We start from the raw sequence: 15,187 nt of genomic DNA on the forward strand, positions 1-15,187 counted from the left end.
GCTTGTCGGGGTGACGACCTCCCGCTCCTCGGCCAAGGCACCCAAGGCCTCGTACGTCTGTGACGCCTGCGGGCACAACCCACCGAAATGGCTGGGCCGGTGCCCGGAGTGCGGCGAGTGGGGCTCGATCATCGAGTCCTCGGTCACCGTCGGCGTCTCCGGCCGGGTGGTCAGCTCCCGCATGCCGGCCGAGCCGGCCCGCCCGATCGCGCAGATCAGCGCGGCCCCGGCCCGGGCCGTGGCAACCGGTGTCAGCGAGCTCGACCGGGTGCTCGGCGGCGGCCTGGTGCCCGGCGCGGTGGTGCTGCTGGCCGGTGAGCCCGGCGTGGGCAAGTCGACCCTGCTGCTCGACGTGGCCCAGCAGTGGGCGGTCGGCGCCGGCAGCCCGTCGCTGGTGGTCAGCGGTGAGGAGTCGGTCAGCCAGGTGCGGTTGCGCGCCGAGCGGCTCGGCGCCCTGCACGACAAGCTCTACCTGGCCTCGGAGAACGATCTCGGCACGGTGATCGGTCACCTCGACGCGGTCAAGCCGGGCCTGCTGGTCCTCGACTCGGTGCAGACCGTCTCGGCGCCCGGCACCGAGGGCGTTCCCGGCGGTGTCACCCAGGTCCGGGCGGTCACCGCCGCGCTCGTCTCGATCGCCAAGGAGCGGGGCATCGCCACCGTCCTGGTCGGTCACGTGACGAAGGACGGTCAGGTCGCCGGCCCCCGGGTCCTGGAGCACCTGGTCGACGTGGTGCTGCACTTCGAGGGTGACAAGCACTCGTCGCTGCGCCTGGTCCGCGGGGTGAAGAACCGGTTCGGCGCCGCCGACGAGGTCGGCTGTTTCGAGATGCACGAGGGCGGCATCAGCAGCCTGCCCGACCCGTCCGGTCTCTTCCTCACCCGCTATCTGGAGCCGGTCCCCGGCACCTGCGTGACGGTGGCGATGGAGGGCCGGCGGGCGCTGGTCACCGAGGTGCAGGCGCTGATCGGGGCCGAAGTGCAGGGTTCGCCCCGGCGCACGGTGTCCGGGCTCGACCACGCCCGGCTGGCCATGGTGCTGGCCGTGCTGGAGCGCCGCACCAAGCAGCTCAAGCTCTACAACCGCGAGGTCTTCGCGGCCACGGTGGGCGGCATCCGCCTGATCGAGCCGTCCGCCGACCTGGCGATGGCCCTCGCGGTCGCGTCCGGCGGCCTCGATCTGGCGATGGCTCCGCACATGGTGGCAATCGGCGAGGTCGGTCTGACCGGTGAGATCCGGCGGGTCGGCGCGGTCGGCCGGCGGCTGGCCGAGGCGGCCCGGCTCGGTTTCAAGGTGGCGCTCGTCCCACCCGGCTGCGGGCCGGACGGCACCGACGGCACACCCAAGGGCATGGAGGTGATCGAGGTCGGCAACGTGCAGGTGGCGTTGCAGAGCGCGGCACGGGTCGCCGCCGATCACGGGCGGCGGTGACGACCCACCTTCAGGTCACCGTCAGTCACGTTTCATCACGCTACGGAGCATTCATTGAACCTTGCCTCGTTCGGCGTGGATGACAGTCCGTAGAATGTCCGGGTGCCGCTCGACCGCGATGGTTCCAAGCCCGCCGCCAGTTCAACGCCGCGTCCCGGCGTCAACGGCGCGGGACATCGCGCGATGACGCCGGCCGCCGGGGCAGGCCTGACCGGAGGCGCGAGCGATCCGCTCCGGGCCAACCTGGCCCTGATGGCCCCCGGCACCGCCCTGCGCGACGGTCTGGAGCGCATTCTGCGGGGCCGCACCGGCGCGCTCATCGTGCTCGGTTACGACGCGGTCGTGGAGACCATCTGCACCGGCAGCGGTTTCCCGCTCGATGTGGAGTTCTCCGCCACCCGGCTGCGTGAGCTGTGCAAGATGGACGGCGCGGTGGTCCTCTCCAGCGACGGCACCCGCATCGTCCGGGCCGCCGTGCACCTGATGCCCGACCCGTCGATCCCGTCCGAGGAGTCCGGCACCCGGCACCGCACCGCCGAGCGGGTGGCGAAACAGTCCGGCTATCCCGTCATCTCGGTCAGCCAGTCGATGCACATCATCGGCCTCTACGTGAACGGCCAACGCCACGTCCTCGACGACTCGGCGGCCATCCTGTCCCGCGCCAACCAGGCCCTCGCCACCCTCGAGCGGTACAAACTCCGCCTCGACGAGGTGTCCGGCACCCTCTCCGCCCTGGAGATCGAAGACCTGGTGACCGTCCGCGACGCCGTCGCCGTGGTGCAGCGGCTGGAGATGGTCCGCCGGATCGCCGACGAGATCTCCGGATACGTGGTGGAGCTCGGCACCGACGGCCGGCTGCTCGCCCTCCAGCTCGACGAGCTGATGGCCGGTGTCGACGCCGATCGCACCCTGGTCATCCGGGACTACCTGCCCTCCGGCCGCAAGGCCCGCACGCTGGACGAGGCCCTGGTCGAGCTGGACCTGCTGACCGCCACCGAGATGATCGACCTGGTCGCGGTCGCCAAGGCGATCGGCTACCCGGGGGCGTCGGATTCGCTGGACGCGGCGGTCTCCCCGCGCGGGTTCCGGCTGCTGGCCAAGGTGCCGCGGCTGCCGGCCCAGATCGTGGACCGGCTGGTCGACCACTTCGGCAGCCTGCAGCGGCTGCTCGGCGCCACGGTCGAGGATCTGCAGGCGGTCGAGGGCGTGGGGGACGCGCGGGCCCGAGGCGTGCGGGAGGGCCTGTCCCGGCTGGCCGAGGCCTCGATCCTCGAGCGGTACGTCTAGTCACCCCACGTGATCCGCATCACCCGTGCGTCGGAAGCCGTGTTCGCGAGCCGTCGCTGACGCAGGTCATGGGGCCCGGGTTACCGGCCCGAGCGACGGCTCGCGCTCCGAGGCAGCGGCAGGCGCGTTCGCGAGCCGTCGCTGACGCAGGTCGTGGGGCCCGGGTTACCGGCCTGAGCGACGGCTCGCGATCCGGGGGTAGCGGTGACCATCGCATTCGGCCCGGTGGCCGCGCTACGGCCTTGACCCGGGCCTGCCTCGCGCGGGACGGGCGGGACGGCTCACGTTGGGCCGGGACGGCTACGTGCGTACGACATCGGGGTCAGTAGCCAGGACTACAGAGGGTGGCTGATGTCGTTGGCGTGGTCGGCGAGGGCGGCGCCGGTGACCGTTGCACGGATCGGGAGGTACTCCAGGCAGCGGCGGATGGCGGGTGCCATGACCGGGTTGGGTACGCGCAGCGAGATCGTGCAGTGCGGCACCCAGCGGCCCGGCCGGTAGTGCTCCCAGATCTCCACGCCGCCCGCGGTGAGGCGGTCGTGGACGGCCTGGTGGTGGCTGAGCAGTTCGGGAGTCATGGTGACGCCCAGCCACAGGACTCGGCCGACGAACTGGCCGACGAAGTCGATGCCGAGGGTCAAACCGCGGCCCACCGGGAAGCCGTCGAGGGCCTCGGCGACGGCGTGCGGGTCGATCCGGTGGGCGGCCGCCAGTGACACGTGTGGCCGGTGTTTCTGGTGCAGCGAGCCGAGCGACGGGATGCCCTCGTCGTCGAGCGCGCGCCACAGCGTGCGGACCCGGCGGGTCGTGTCGGTGTCCAGGTACAGCTCGAGTGCCGCGACCAATGTCAGCCGACGATCGTCAGACCGACCGCTTCGCTGAGCCGGCCGTCCAGGCGGCCGCGCAGCGTGTAGGCGCCCGCCGCCGGGAACGGCCCGGACGCGACGTTGGCGGTGCACGCGGTGGACTGGCGGCCGTTCCAGGTGACCTCGTAGACCCGCTCGGCGCCGGCCGTCAGCGTCTCCACCTGGTTGCCCTTGACGGGGTTGCACTGGTCGGACGACCAGAACTTGGTGGCGCCCTGCTCGATGTAGAGCTCCTGCGCGCTGGCGCCCAGGTCACGTGTGCAGCTGCGGGTGCCCGCGTTCTTGATCTTCAGCTGGATCCGCAGTGGGGTGCCGCGCTGGGGCGACTGGGTGGCCGGGATCGGCGTCACGGTGATCTCGGTGTCCGCGCAGGCCTCACCGGCGCCGACCACGGGGGCGCCGGGGTTCGCCGGCGGCGGCAGGGTCTCGGCGGGCGAGGTCTGCTGCGGGTCCGGGAACGGGTTGCCCCCGGCGGGCGCACTCTCCTCGAACGACGGTGTCGGTGACACCGGCGGATCCTGTGCGGCGGTCGTCGTCGCCGGAGCCGTCTGCTGAGCAGACGTCTTCTTCGGATCGGGATCGCCCCCGGGAAGGCAGGACACGAACAGGACGATGACGCCGAGCAGCACCGCGCCCAGCACGACCAAACGCCGCCGCCAGTAGACCGCGGGTGGGAGGGGACCAACCGTCGCACGCATGATGCCGCCCACCGTAAACCCGCACACCCATCGCTATGTGAACGACGCGCCGATCCTGCGACACCAACTCACATGATCGTCGTTAGAGATAAATCTTCCGCTGGTAGACGGCGTGTGCCCCGGCCACTCGATCGAGGAAGAGTTTCCCGGCGCAATGATCGATCTCGTGTTGCACGGCCCGCGCCTCGAACGCGTCGGTGGTGATCGTGATCTTCTCACCGGTGCCGGGCCGCAGCCCTTCGACCACGATCCGGGCGGCCCGCTTCACGTCGCCGGTCAGGTCGGGCACCGACATGCAGCCCTCCCGCCCGGGACGCCACCGGCTCGCCTCCAGGATCGTCGCGTTGCACAGCACGAACATTCCGTGCGTGGTCACCGCCTTCGGGTGCCCGGTCACGTCCACACAGAAGACCCGCGCGCTCACCCCCACCTGCGGGGCGGCCAGGCCGACACATCCGGGTGACGCCCGCATCACCGCGACCAGCTCGCCGGCCAGCCGGACGATCTCCGGGTCGGCCGGGTCGACCTCCGCGGCGGGTCTGCTGAGCACGCTCGCGGGCGCGGTGACGACCTTCCTCACAGAATCTCCGGCTCGGCGCGCCGCAGCGTCACGTCCACGTCCAGTTCGGCGGCGGCCACGGCGAGCCGCTCGGCCAGCTCGTCCCCGGTCCCGGCCGGCACCTCGACCTCGGCGACCAGCACGTAGAGCGGGCCGCTCAGGCGGGTGGTCAGGTCGGTGATGTTGGCGCCGACGGCCGCGACCACCCGGGTCACCGCGGCGACGATGCCGAGCCGGTCCGCGCCGTGGACACTCACCTGGTACGGCTCGCCTGACGATGTCCCGGCCGGCTCCGGCTCGACCGGGCGGACCGTGGCCAGCACCCCGTCGATCGGCTGCAGCGCCCGCACCGCCTCGTCCTCGCTGGGCCCGGCGCAGATCAGGGTCATCGCGAAATGACCCCGCAGCCGGGTCATCGTCGAGTCGGTCAGGTTGGCGCCGACCGCGGCCAGGGCTTCGGCGACGTCGGCCACGATGCCGGTACGGTCCGGCCCGATCACGGTGATGGCTAGCTCGTGCACCCGCTTACAGTAAACGGGATATGACTCTCGCAGACGACGCCATCACCTGGTATGCCGCGAACGCCCGAGATCTGCCTTGGCGGCAGCCGGACACCACCCCCTGGGGAGTACTGGTCAGCGAGGTGATGCTGCAGCAGACCCCGGTCGTCCGGGTGGAGCCCGCCTGGCGCTCCTGGATGACCCGCTGGCCCACCCCGGCCGCGCTCGCCGACGATCCGCCGTCGGAGGCGATCCGGATGTGGGGACGGCTCGGCTATCCGCGACGGGCGATGCGGCTGCACGCCTGCGCTGTCGCGATCGTGGAACGGCACGGCGGCCAGGTGCCCTCGGACCTGGACCAACTGCTCGCCCTGCCGGGGGTGGGAACGTACACCGGGCGGGCGGTGGCGACGTTCGCGTACGGGCAGCGGCATCCGGTGGTGGACACGAACGTACGGCGGGTGGTGTGCCGGGCTGTCGAGGGCAAGCCGGACGCCGGGCCGGCGACGACAGCGGCCGACCTGACGGCCATGGAGGCCCTGCTGCCGGACGACGAGGCCCGTGCGGCCAGAGCCAGCATCGCGTTCATGGAGCTGGGCGCGATCGTGTGCACCGCCCGCGCGCCGAAATGTGTCGACTGCCCGTTCTATGCGGTCTGCGCCTGGCGGCTGACCGGATTGCCGCTGCCCGACGGGCCCAGCCGCAAGCCGCAGCGGTACGCCGGCACCGACCGGCAGGTCCGCGGGCTGCTGCTGGAGGTGCTGCGGCATGCCACCGGCCCGGTTCCGCGCCAGCGGCTCGACCTGGTCTGGCAGGACGAGGTGCAGCGCGCCCGGGCTCTCGCCGGCCTGGTCGAGGACGGCCTGGTGCAGCCTCTCGGCGGCGACGATTTCGTCCTGGCGGGCGACGCGCCGTCAGGGGAGGTGCAGACCCTCTAGGGGCCGCTCCGGCGGCAGGAGGGCCGTGGCGCCCTCCTCGTCGCCGGCGTCCAGGCGGCCCCGGATCTCGCGGACCAGCGGGGTCACGTCGGTGATCCCGGTGATCCACTCGTCGACGTACCGGTCCACGGCCGCGCCGCCGATGCCGAGCTGGAGCGACCGGTACGGCAGCTCCCGCAGGCGCAGGTCCCGCTCCGGGTCCCACTGGACGCGGACCGGCGCCCTTTTGAGCTCCCGCTGCCAGGTCGCCCGGTCCGGGTGGACGCCGCGCACGTAGTGGCTGAGGGCCGCGTTGGCGAGGACCCACTCCAGGCCCTCCCGGGTGATCGAGACGGCCAGGACGCGCTCCTGACCGGGCTTGGTGGCCCAGCCGCAGCGGTACATCATCCACAGGAACGACGGCTTGATCCAGGTCATCCGCTCCCGTTTGAACGGTGGGACGAACCGGCCGGCACGCACCGCCGGATCGGCGATCTCCGGGCGGTACGCCTGGTAGACGGTGACGGTGTGGTCGTCGTACACCGCTCTGATCTGATGTCGCATCGCCACATGGTCGAGCGGCGGCGCGGCAAAAGCGACCGAATATGCGAACGGCCCGGCTGCGCGCGCGCAGCCGGGCCGTTCGGTGAAGCGCTTACTCCTCGGTGGTCGGCACCGCGAGGTCGGCCGGGACGGCGTCGGGCACCGTCACGCCCTTCTCCGCGCCCTTGAAGACCAGCTTCGCCTTCTCGAACTTGGCCGGGTCGCCCTCGCAGTCCACCACGACGATCTGGCCGGGGCGCAGCTCGTTGAAGAGGATCTGCTCGGACAGCGTGTCCTCCAGCTCGCGCTGGATGGTCCGGCGCAGCGGCCGGGCGCCGAGGACCGGGTCGAAGCCCTTGGCCGCCAGGTAACGCTTGGCGTTGTCGGTCAGCTCCAGGCCCATGTCCTTGTTCTTCAGCTGCCCCTCGATGCGGGCGGTGAAGATGTCGACGATCTGGAGGATCTCCTTCTCACGCAGCTGGTGGAAGACGATCGTGTCGTCGATGCGGTTCAGGAACTCGGGGCGGAAGTGCTGCTTCAGCTCGTCATTGACCTTGATCTTCATCCGCTCGTAGCTCGACTCCTCGGCCTCGGAGGCCTGGAAGCCCAGCGACACCGCCTTGGCCACGTCACGCGTGCCCAGGTTGGTGGTGAGGATGATGACCGTGTTCTTGAAGTCCACGATCCGGCCCTGACCGTCGGTCAGGCGGCCGTCCTCCAGGATCTGCAGGAGCGTGTTGAACACGTCCGGGTGGGCCTTCTCGATCTCGTCGAAGAGGACCACGGAGAACGGCTTGCGCCGCACCTTCTCGGTCAGCTGGCCGCCCTCGTCGTAACCGACGTAGCCGGGAGGGGCACCGACCAGGCGAGACACCGTGTAGCGGTCGTGGAACTCGGACATGTCGAGCTGGATCAGCGCGTCCTCGGAGCCGAAGAGGAACTCCGCGAGCGCCTTGGACAGCTCGGTCTTACCGACGCCGGACGGGCCGGCGAAGATGAACGAGCCGCTCGGGCGCTTCGGGTCCTTCAGACCGGCACGGGTCCGGCGGATCGCCTTGGAGACGGCCTGCACCGCGTCCTCCTGGCCGATGACGCGCTTGTGCAGCTCGTCCTCCATGCGCAGCAGGCGGGAGGTCTCCTCCTCGGTGAGCTTGTAGACCGGGATGCCGGTCCAGTTGCCCAGGACCTCGGCGATCTGCTCGTCGTCGACCTCGGACACGACGTCCAGGTCGCCGGCCTTCCACTCCTTCTCCCGCTGCGCCTTCTGGCCCAGCAGGGTCTTCTCCTTGTCGCGGAGCTGAGCGGCACGCTCGAAGTCCTGCGCGTCGATCGCGGACTCCTTGTCGCGGCGCACCTGGGCGATGCGCTCGTCGAAGTCACGGAGGTCCGGCGGCGCGGTCATCCGGCGGATGCGCATCCGTGCGCCGGCCTCGTCGATCAGGTCGATCGCCTTGTCCGGCAGGAACCGGTCGGAGATGTACCGGTCGGCCAGCGTCGCGGCCGCGACCAGAGCCGCGTCGGTGATGCTGATCCGGTGGTGCGCCTCGTAACGGTCGCGCAGACCCTTGAGGATCTCGATGGTGTGCGCCAGCGACGGCTCGCCGACCTGGATCGGCTGGAAACGGCGCTCGAGAGCGGCGTCCTTCTCCAGGTGCTTGCGGTACTCGTCGAGCGTGGTCGCGCCGATGGTCTGCAGTTCACCGCGGGCGAGCATCGGCTTGAGGATGCTGGCCGCGTCGATCGCGCCCTCGGCGGCGCCGGCGCCGACCAGGGTGTGGATCTCGTCGATGAACAGGATGATGTCGCCGCGGGTGCGGATCTCCTTGAGCACCTTCTTCAGGCGCTCCTCGAAGTCACCGCGGTAACGCGAGCCGGCGACCAGGGCGCCCAGGTCCAGCGTGTACAGCTGCTTGTCCTTCAGCGTCTCGGGCACCTCACCCTTGACGATGGACTGCGACAGGCCCTCGACGACAGCGGTCTTGCCGACGCCGGGCTCACCGATCAGCACCGGGTTGTTCTTGGTGCGCCGGGAGAGCACTTGCATGACCCGCTCGATTTCCTTCTCCCGGCCGATGACCGGGTCGAGCTTGCCCTCGCGGGCGGCCTGCGTCAGGTTGCGTCCGAACTGGTCGAGAACGAGAGACGTGGACGGCGCGGCCTCGCCGGTCGCGGTGCCCGCGGCGGCCGTCTCCTTGCCGCCCTGGTAGCCGGAGAGCAGCTGGATGACCTGCTGGCGGACCCGGTTGAGGTCGGCGCCGAGCTTGACCAGCACCTGGGCGGCGACGCCCTCGCCCTCGCGGATCAGGCCGAGCAGGATGTGCTCGGTGCCGATGTAGTTGTGGCCGAGCTGCAGCGCCTCCCGCAGGGAGAGCTCCAGAACCTTCTTGGCGCGCGGCGTGAACGGGATGTGCCCGCTCGGCGCCTGCTGCCCCTGGCCGATGATTTCCTCGACCTGCTGGCGGACCCCCTCGAGGGAGATGCCCAGGCTCTCCAGAGCCTTGGCGGCGACACCCTCGCCCTCGTGGATCAGGCCGAGCAGGATGTGCTCTGTCCCGATGTAATTGTGGTTGAGCATCCGGGCCTCTTCTTGGGCCAGGACGACAACCCGTCGCGCTCGGTCGGTGAACCGCTCGAACATGCCCTCGTGCTCCTCACGTGCCGTGCGCCAATGCTGAGCCTGTCTCAACAGCTGGCGGGGCCAGCGCACGGGCATCGGTGATGCCCGTGCTGTAACTCTATCGCCGCCGACGGGCTCCGCTGGGTTCTCACGGCCCCTCGGAACGATCCGCAACGTTGATTTAGCCAACTTCGCACGCTCAGCGGCTGTTCCCCCACCCGAACGTGTACGCGTACAGCGAAATCCTGCGGTCCACAGCCTGTGGACAACTCGGTCCACACCTGTGGATAACCATAGTCCGCCCGCACGCGGAGAGGGCGCCACCGACGTGAGTCGGGGCGCCCTCTCCGAGGTCGAACCGGGAAATCAGGCCCGGCCGGGACCCTTGGCATGGAACTCGTCGACGATCTCCTGCGGGATGCGGCCGCGGTCGGAGATGTCCTTCCCCGACTTCTTGGCCCACTCGCGGATCGCCTTGTTCTGCTCGCGGTCAGCGGTGGCGCCGCCACGGCCGCGCGCCGCGCGGCCACCCACCACCACACCACCCCGGGCCACCTTCGTGCCCGCCTGCAGGTAGGGCTCGAAGACCTCCCGCAATTTCGCGGCGTTCTTCTCCGAGAGGTCGATCTCGTACTGAATACCGTCGAGCGCGAACTTCACGGTCTCGTCGGCGTCGACACCATCGATGTCATCGACCAGCTTGTGAATGATCTGCTTGGCCACGCGCCGTTATCCTCCCGAACACAGGTTCTCTCCCCAGCAATGGGAAGACAATAACGCCAGGGGCGCATCACCCGTCAATGGAGGGGTCGATAATTGTTACTCGGGCCGGACCAACGGGAAGAGGATCGTTTCCCGAATGCCCAGGCCGGTGAGCGCCATCAACAGCCGGTCGATTCCCATTCCCATGCCACCGGACGGCGGCATTCCGTACTCCATGGCCCGCAGGAAATCCTCGTCCAGCTGCATGGCCTCGGGGTCGCCACCGGCTGCGAGCAGCGACTGGGCGTGGAACCGCTCGCGCTGGATCACCGGATCCACCAACTCGGAATAGGCGGTCGCGAGCTCGAATCCGGCGACGTAGAGGTCCCACTTCTCGGTCAGGCCGGGAGTGGTCCGGTGCGGCGCGGTCAGCGGGGCGGTCTCCTCCGGGAAGTCCCGGACGAAGGTCGGCGCCTGCAGGCTGTCGGTCACCAGGTGCTCGAACAGCTCCTCGGCGAGCTTGCCGGGACCCCACTTGGGATCGACGGAGAGCTGGACCTTCTCGGCGTACCGCTGCATCTGGGCCAGATCGGTGTCGATGGTCACCTCCTCGCCGAGCGCCTCGGAGACGGCGCCGAAGAGGGTGATCTCGGCCCATTCGCCGCCCAGGTCGATCTCGGTGCCGTCCTGGTGGGTGACCACATGGGAGCCGGACACCGCGGTCGCGGCCTCCTGAATCCAGTCCCGGACCTGCGCCTGCATCACGTTGTAGTCGGCATACGCCTGATACGCCTCGAGCATGGCGAACTCCGGAGAGTGCGTGGAGTCCATGCCCTCATTCCGGAAGTTGCGGTTGATCTCGAAGACCCGCTCGATGCCGCCGACCACGGCGCGCTTCAAAAACAGTTCCGGAGCGATCCGCAGATAAAGATCCATGTCGAGCGCGTTGCTGTGCGTCACAAACGGGCGGGCCGCGGCGCCACCGTGCAGCAACTGCAACATCGGCGTTTCCACCTCGAGATAATTCCGGCGGAACAGCGACTCACGGATGCTGCGGACCACTGTCGCACGGGTACGAACGACGTCGCGCGCCTGCGGCCGCACGATGAGATCGACATAACGCTGCCGCACCCGGGTCTCCTCGGAAAGCGGCTTGTGCGCGACCGGAAGGGGCCGCAGCGCCTTCGCGCTCATCGCCCAGGAATCGGCGAGAACCGACAGCTCACCACGCCGGCTGGTGATCACCTCACCGGTCACCGAGACGAGGTCGCCGAGGTCCACCACGCTCTTCCAGTCGGCCAGCGACTTCTCGCCGACCTTGTCCAGCGAGAACATCGCCTGCAGCTCGGTGCCGTCGCCGGCCCGCAGCGTGGCGAAGCAGAGCTTGCCGCCGTTGCGCACGAAGATCACCCGGCCGGTGACCGAGACGGTGTCCCCGGAAGCGGTGTCGGTCGGCAGATCCGCGTAGCGGGAACGGATCTCGGCGAGCTCGGCGGTCCGCGGGACCTCGACCGGGTAGGGCGGCACGCCCTCGGCGAGCAACCGGTCCCGCTTCGACCGGCGAACCCGCATCTGCTCGGGAAGGTCCTCGGCGGGGTCGATCGCTGGCGTGTTCTGCTCGGTCACGGCATGACTTCCTTCTCGGTGCTGGGACTCGGAAAGCCTACTCAGGCCCGATCAGACGTTCCGCTCATATACCATCCGCAGGCCGATCAGCGTGATCATCGGCTCGTGCGCCGTGAGGGTCCGGCACTCGTCCTTCACCAGCCAGGACAGGCCGCCGGTGGCGATCACCGCGCGGACCGGGCCGATCTCCTCGATCATCCGCTCGACGATCCGGTCGACCTGGCCGGCGAACCCGAAGTAGAGCCCGGCCTGCAGGCACTCCACGGTGTTCTTGCCGATCACCGAACGCGGCTTGGTCGGCTCCACCTTGCGCAGCTGGGCGGCGCGGGCGGCGAGCGCGTCGAAGGAGATCTCGATGCCCGGCGCGAACGCCCCGCCGAGGAACTCGCCCTTCGCGCTGATCAGGTCGAAGTTGGTGGTGGTGCCGAAGTCGACGACGATCGACGGTCCGCCGTAGAGGGAGTGCGCGGCCAGCGTGTTGACCACCCGGTCGGCGCCCACCTCCTTCGGGTTGTCGATGGCCAGCTGCACACCCGTCTTCACACCCGGCTCGACGATGACGCTGGGCACGTCGTCGTAGTAGCGCTTGAGCATGGTGCGCAGGTTGCGCAGCGCGGCGGGCACGGTCGAGCAGGCGGCCACCCCGGAGATCTCCACGGCGTCGCCGGCGAGCAGGCCCCGGATCTTGAGGCCCAGCTCGTCGGCGGTGGAGGCCGCGTCGGTCTTGATCCGCCAGTTGTGCACCAGCTTGTCGCCGTCGAAGGTCGCCAGCACGGTGTTCGTGTTACCGATGTCAATACAGAGCAGCACGGAGGCCCCTAAGAATCAAAATCAAGACCCCTCTTTTGTACGGCCACCGCCCCGCCCCTCGTTCAGCGGGGACGCAGGTCCAGCGCGATGTCGAGAATCGGCGACGAATGGGTCAGCCCGCCCACCGACAGATAGTCCACACCGGTGTTCGCGTAGGCCGCTGCCGTCTCCAGGGTCAGGTTGCCGGTGGCCTCCAGCTCGACCCGGTCCCCGACCACCCGGACCACCTCGGCCAGCAGCTCCGGCGTCATGTTGTCGCAGAGCAGGAACGTCGCGCCGGCCGCCACCGCCTCCTCCGCCTCGGCCAGGGTGGTCACCTCGACCTGCACGGCCACGTCCGGGAAGGTCTGCCGGACCAGCTCGTAGGCGGCGGTGATGCTGCCCGCGGCGAGCTTGTGGTTGTCCTTGATCATGGCGACGTCGTAGAGGCCCATGCGCTTGTTGGTGCCGCCGCCGGCCCGTACCGCGTACTTCTCCAGGATCCGCAGCCCGGGTGTGGTCTTCCGGGTGTCGAGCACCGTCGCGCCGCTGCCGGCCAGCAGGTCGGCCCACTTGCGGGTGTGGGTGGCGACGCCGGACATCCGGCAGATCAGGTTCAGCGCGGTCCGCTCGGCGGTCAGCAGCGCCCGGGTCGGCCCGGTGATCACGGCGAGCACGTCGCCGCGGCGCACCCGGTCGCCGTCGGCGACCACCGCCTGGAACGTCGCCGCGCCCGCGCTGGTGGCCGCGAAGACCTCCGCGGCCACGACCAGACCGGCCACCACGCCGTCGGCCCGGGCCACCAGCTCGGCGGTGTCGGTCTGGGCGGCTGGGATGGTGGACTCGCTGGTCACGTCACGTGCCGGGGTGCCGAGGTCCTCGGCGAGCGCGGTCAGCACGATCCGCTGCACCTCGCCCAGGTCCAGGCCGAGGTCGGCCACCCCGGGACGGTCCTCCGGCAGCGGCTCGCCGGGAGAAAGGGTTCCACCGTCAGGAATAGTCATGCCATCTCCTGGAAGTCCTGAGTGAGAGCACCGTCGGGGGCAAGAGCGTTCAGCAGGTGGCCGCGCCACTCGTCGGCCGCGGTCGGGTGGTCCTCGCGCCAGTGGCAGCCGCGCGTCTCCCGGCGGCTGCCGGCCGAGGCGACCAGCGTGGCGGCGACGGTGAGCAGGTTGGTGACCTCCCAGGCCGCGGTGTACGGCCGGGACCGCTGCTCGGACAGCCGGGCCAGCTCCTTCGCGGCGCCGGCGAGCGAGTCGGCCGACCGCAGCACACCGGCCCCACGGGTCATCGCGCGCTGCAGCTCGGAACGGATCGCCGGGTCGACGACCCAGGCCGGCCCGGCCGGGGTGCGGGCCGGTTCGGCCTGTGGCGGCAGCTCGCGGGCGATGTCGTCGGCGATCCGGCGGGCGAACACCAGGCCTTCCAGCAGGGAGTTGCTGGCCAGCCGGTTCGCGCCGTGGACGCCGGTGCAGGCCACCTCGCCGCAGGCGTACAGGCCGTCGATGCTGGTGCGGCCGCGCAGGTCGGTCCGGACCCCGCCGGAGGCGTAGTGGGCGGCAGGCGCGACCGGGATCAGGTCGGTGGCCGGGTCCACGCCGGCGGCCCGGGTGGACGCCATGATGGTCGGGAACCGGCCCTCGAGGAACTCCTTGCCGAGGTGCCGCGCGTCCAGGTAGACATGGTCCGCGCCGGTGGCCCGCAGCACCCGGTAGATGCCCTTCGCGACCACGTCCCGGGGCGCCAGCTCGGCCTGCTCGTGCTGCCCGACCATGAACCGCTCGCCGGCCTCGTCGACCAGGTACGCCCCCTCGCCGCGCAACGCCTCGCTGATCAGCGGCCGCTGCACCGAGGTGACGCCCGCGGAGACGAACGAGGTCGGGTGGAACTGCACGAACTCGACGTCGGTCACCTCGGCGCCGGCCCGCAGCGCCAGCGCCACCCCGTCGCCGGTGGAGACCGACGGGTTCGTGGTGGACGAGAAGATCTGGCCCATCCCGCCGGTGGCCAGCACCACCGCCCGGGCCAGCACCGCGCCGACACCGTCCTCGGAGCCCTCGCCGAGCACGTGCAGGGTGATCCCGCAGGCCCGGCCGTCGGCGGACCGCAGCAGGTCCAGCACCAGCGCGTGCTCCACCAGGCGGATCCACGGGTCGCGGCGGACCGCCTCGTGCAGGGCGCGCTGCACCTCGGCGCCGGTCGCGTCGCCGCCGGCGTGCACGATCCGGTCGGCGCGGTGCCCGCCCTCGCGGGTCAGCATCAGCGAGCCGTCCGGGTTGCGGTCGAACTCGGCGCCCCGCCGGATCAGCTCACGGATCCGGGCCGGGCCCTCCTCGACGAGCACCCGCACCGCCGCCGGGTCGCACAGGCCGACGCCGGCGATCTCGGTGTCGTACGCGTGCGCCTGCGGGGTGTCCAGCGGGTCGAGCACCGCCGCGATGCCGCCCTGGGCCCAGCGGGTGGAGCCGTCGTCGATGTTGACTTTGGTCACGACGGTGACGTGCAGGCCCTGTTCCCGCAGGTAGAGGGCCGCGGTCAGGCCGGCGATGCCAGAGCCGACGACCAGCACGTCGGTGGTCTCGGTCCAGCCGGGCTCGGCGGCGGCAAGCCGGCGCGGCAGCGCCGGGAGATCCGCGAGAGGTGACATGTGG

14 protein-coding genes are annotated in these 15,187 nt (G+C 70.5%); 3 read left to right on the top strand and 11 right to left on the bottom strand.

Annotated elements, in window-relative coordinates:
- Positions 1-10: 10 nt before the first annotated feature.
- The gene (gene radA / locus ACZ3II_RS03825) at positions 11-1,432 is read left to right on the top strand and encodes a DNA repair protein RadA (RefSeq protein ID WP_465516077.1); all 1,422 of its coding nucleotides are present in this window, start codon (positions 11-13) and stop codon (positions 1,430-1,432) included.
- A 102-nt stretch (positions 1,433-1,534) separates the two neighbouring features.
- The gene (disA, locus tag ACZ3II_RS03830) at positions 1,535-2,719 is read left to right on the top strand and encodes a DNA integrity scanning diadenylate cyclase DisA (RefSeq protein ID WP_465516078.1); all 1,185 of its coding nucleotides are present in this window, start codon (positions 1,535-1,537) and stop codon (positions 2,717-2,719) included.
- A 335-nt stretch (positions 2,720-3,054) separates the two neighbouring features.
- On the opposite strand, the gene ACZ3II_RS03835 is transcribed toward disA, so the two are convergent.
- The 4 genes from ACZ3II_RS03835 to ACZ3II_RS03850 all read right to left on the bottom strand — a co-directional run bounded on the left by ACZ3II_RS03835 (position 3,055) and on the right by ACZ3II_RS03850 (position 5,363).
- The gene (locus tag ACZ3II_RS03835) at positions 3,055-3,564 is read right to left on the bottom strand and encodes a 2'-5' RNA ligase family protein (RefSeq protein WP_465516079.1); all 510 of its coding nucleotides are present in this window, start codon (positions 3,562-3,564) and stop codon (positions 3,055-3,057) included.
- Positions 3,565-3,566: 2 nt separating this feature from the next.
- Positions 3,567-4,283: an adhesin gene (locus ACZ3II_RS03840; RefSeq protein WP_465516080.1), complete on the bottom strand. Its 717-nt coding sequence runs from the start codon at positions 4,281-4,283 to the stop codon at positions 3,567-3,569.
- Between the two features lie 82 nt (positions 4,284-4,365).
- Positions 4,366-4,863 (bottom strand): peptide deformylase, encoded by a 498-nt coding sequence (gene def, locus ACZ3II_RS03845; protein ID WP_465516081.1) that lies wholly within the window; start codon positions 4,861-4,863, stop codon positions 4,366-4,368.
- The gene (locus ACZ3II_RS03850) at positions 4,860-5,363 is read right to left on the bottom strand and encodes a glycine cleavage system transcriptional repressor (RefSeq protein WP_465516082.1); all 504 of its coding nucleotides are present in this window, start codon (positions 5,361-5,363) and stop codon (positions 4,860-4,862) included. The genes def and ACZ3II_RS03850 overlap by 4 nt, the downstream gene beginning before the upstream one ends.
- A 20-nt stretch (positions 5,364-5,383) precedes the next feature.
- Between ACZ3II_RS03850 and ACZ3II_RS03855 the strand changes: the two genes are divergently transcribed.
- Positions 5,384-6,280, top strand: a complete 897-nt coding sequence (locus ACZ3II_RS03855) for an HhH-GPD family protein (protein WP_465516083.1) — start codon at positions 5,384-5,386, stop codon at positions 6,278-6,280.
- Here the strand turns inward: ACZ3II_RS03855 and ACZ3II_RS03860 are convergent.
- From ACZ3II_RS03860 to ACZ3II_RS03890, 7 genes are all read right to left on the bottom strand, one after another.
- Complete coding sequence (locus ACZ3II_RS03860) at positions 6,257-6,823, bottom strand: DUF4291 domain-containing protein (protein WP_465516084.1); 567 nt, start codon at positions 6,821-6,823, stop codon at positions 6,257-6,259. The two genes, ACZ3II_RS03855 and ACZ3II_RS03860, sit on opposite strands and share 24 nt — an antisense overlap.
- Positions 6,824-6,914: 91 nt before the next feature.
- A complete protein-coding gene (locus ACZ3II_RS03865) occupies positions 6,915-9,440 on the bottom strand; it encodes an ATP-dependent Clp protease ATP-binding subunit (protein ID WP_465516085.1) in 2,526 nt (841 codons plus the stop codon).
- Between the two features lie 345 nt (positions 9,441-9,785).
- Entirely contained in the window at positions 9,786-10,142 is a 357-nt protein-coding gene (locus ACZ3II_RS03870) for a histone-like nucleoid-structuring protein Lsr2 (protein ID WP_043533106.1), read from the bottom strand.
- 96 nt (positions 10,143-10,238) lie between these two features.
- Positions 10,239-11,747: a lysine--tRNA ligase gene (lysS, locus tag ACZ3II_RS03875; protein WP_465516086.1), complete on the bottom strand. Its 1,509-nt coding sequence runs from the start codon at positions 11,745-11,747 to the stop codon at positions 10,239-10,241.
- A gap of 51 nt (positions 11,748-11,798) precedes the next feature.
- The gene (locus ACZ3II_RS03880) at positions 11,799-12,557 is read right to left on the bottom strand and encodes a type III pantothenate kinase (protein ID WP_465516087.1); all 759 of its coding nucleotides are present in this window, start codon (positions 12,555-12,557) and stop codon (positions 11,799-11,801) included.
- Positions 12,558-12,619: 62 nt separating this feature from the next.
- Positions 12,620-13,477 (bottom strand): carboxylating nicotinate-nucleotide diphosphorylase, encoded by an 858-nt coding sequence (gene nadC / locus ACZ3II_RS03885; protein ID WP_465516601.1) that lies wholly within the window; start codon positions 13,475-13,477, stop codon positions 12,620-12,622.
- A 59-nt stretch (positions 13,478-13,536) separates the two neighbouring features.
- The gene (locus ACZ3II_RS03890; protein ID WP_465516088.1) at positions 13,537-15,183 is read right to left on the bottom strand and encodes an L-aspartate oxidase; all 1,647 of its coding nucleotides are present in this window, start codon (positions 15,181-15,183) and stop codon (positions 13,537-13,539) included.
- Between the last annotated feature and the right edge of the window lie 4 nt (positions 15,184-15,187).

The organism is Actinoplanes sp. NPDC019969, assembly GCF_055562375.1.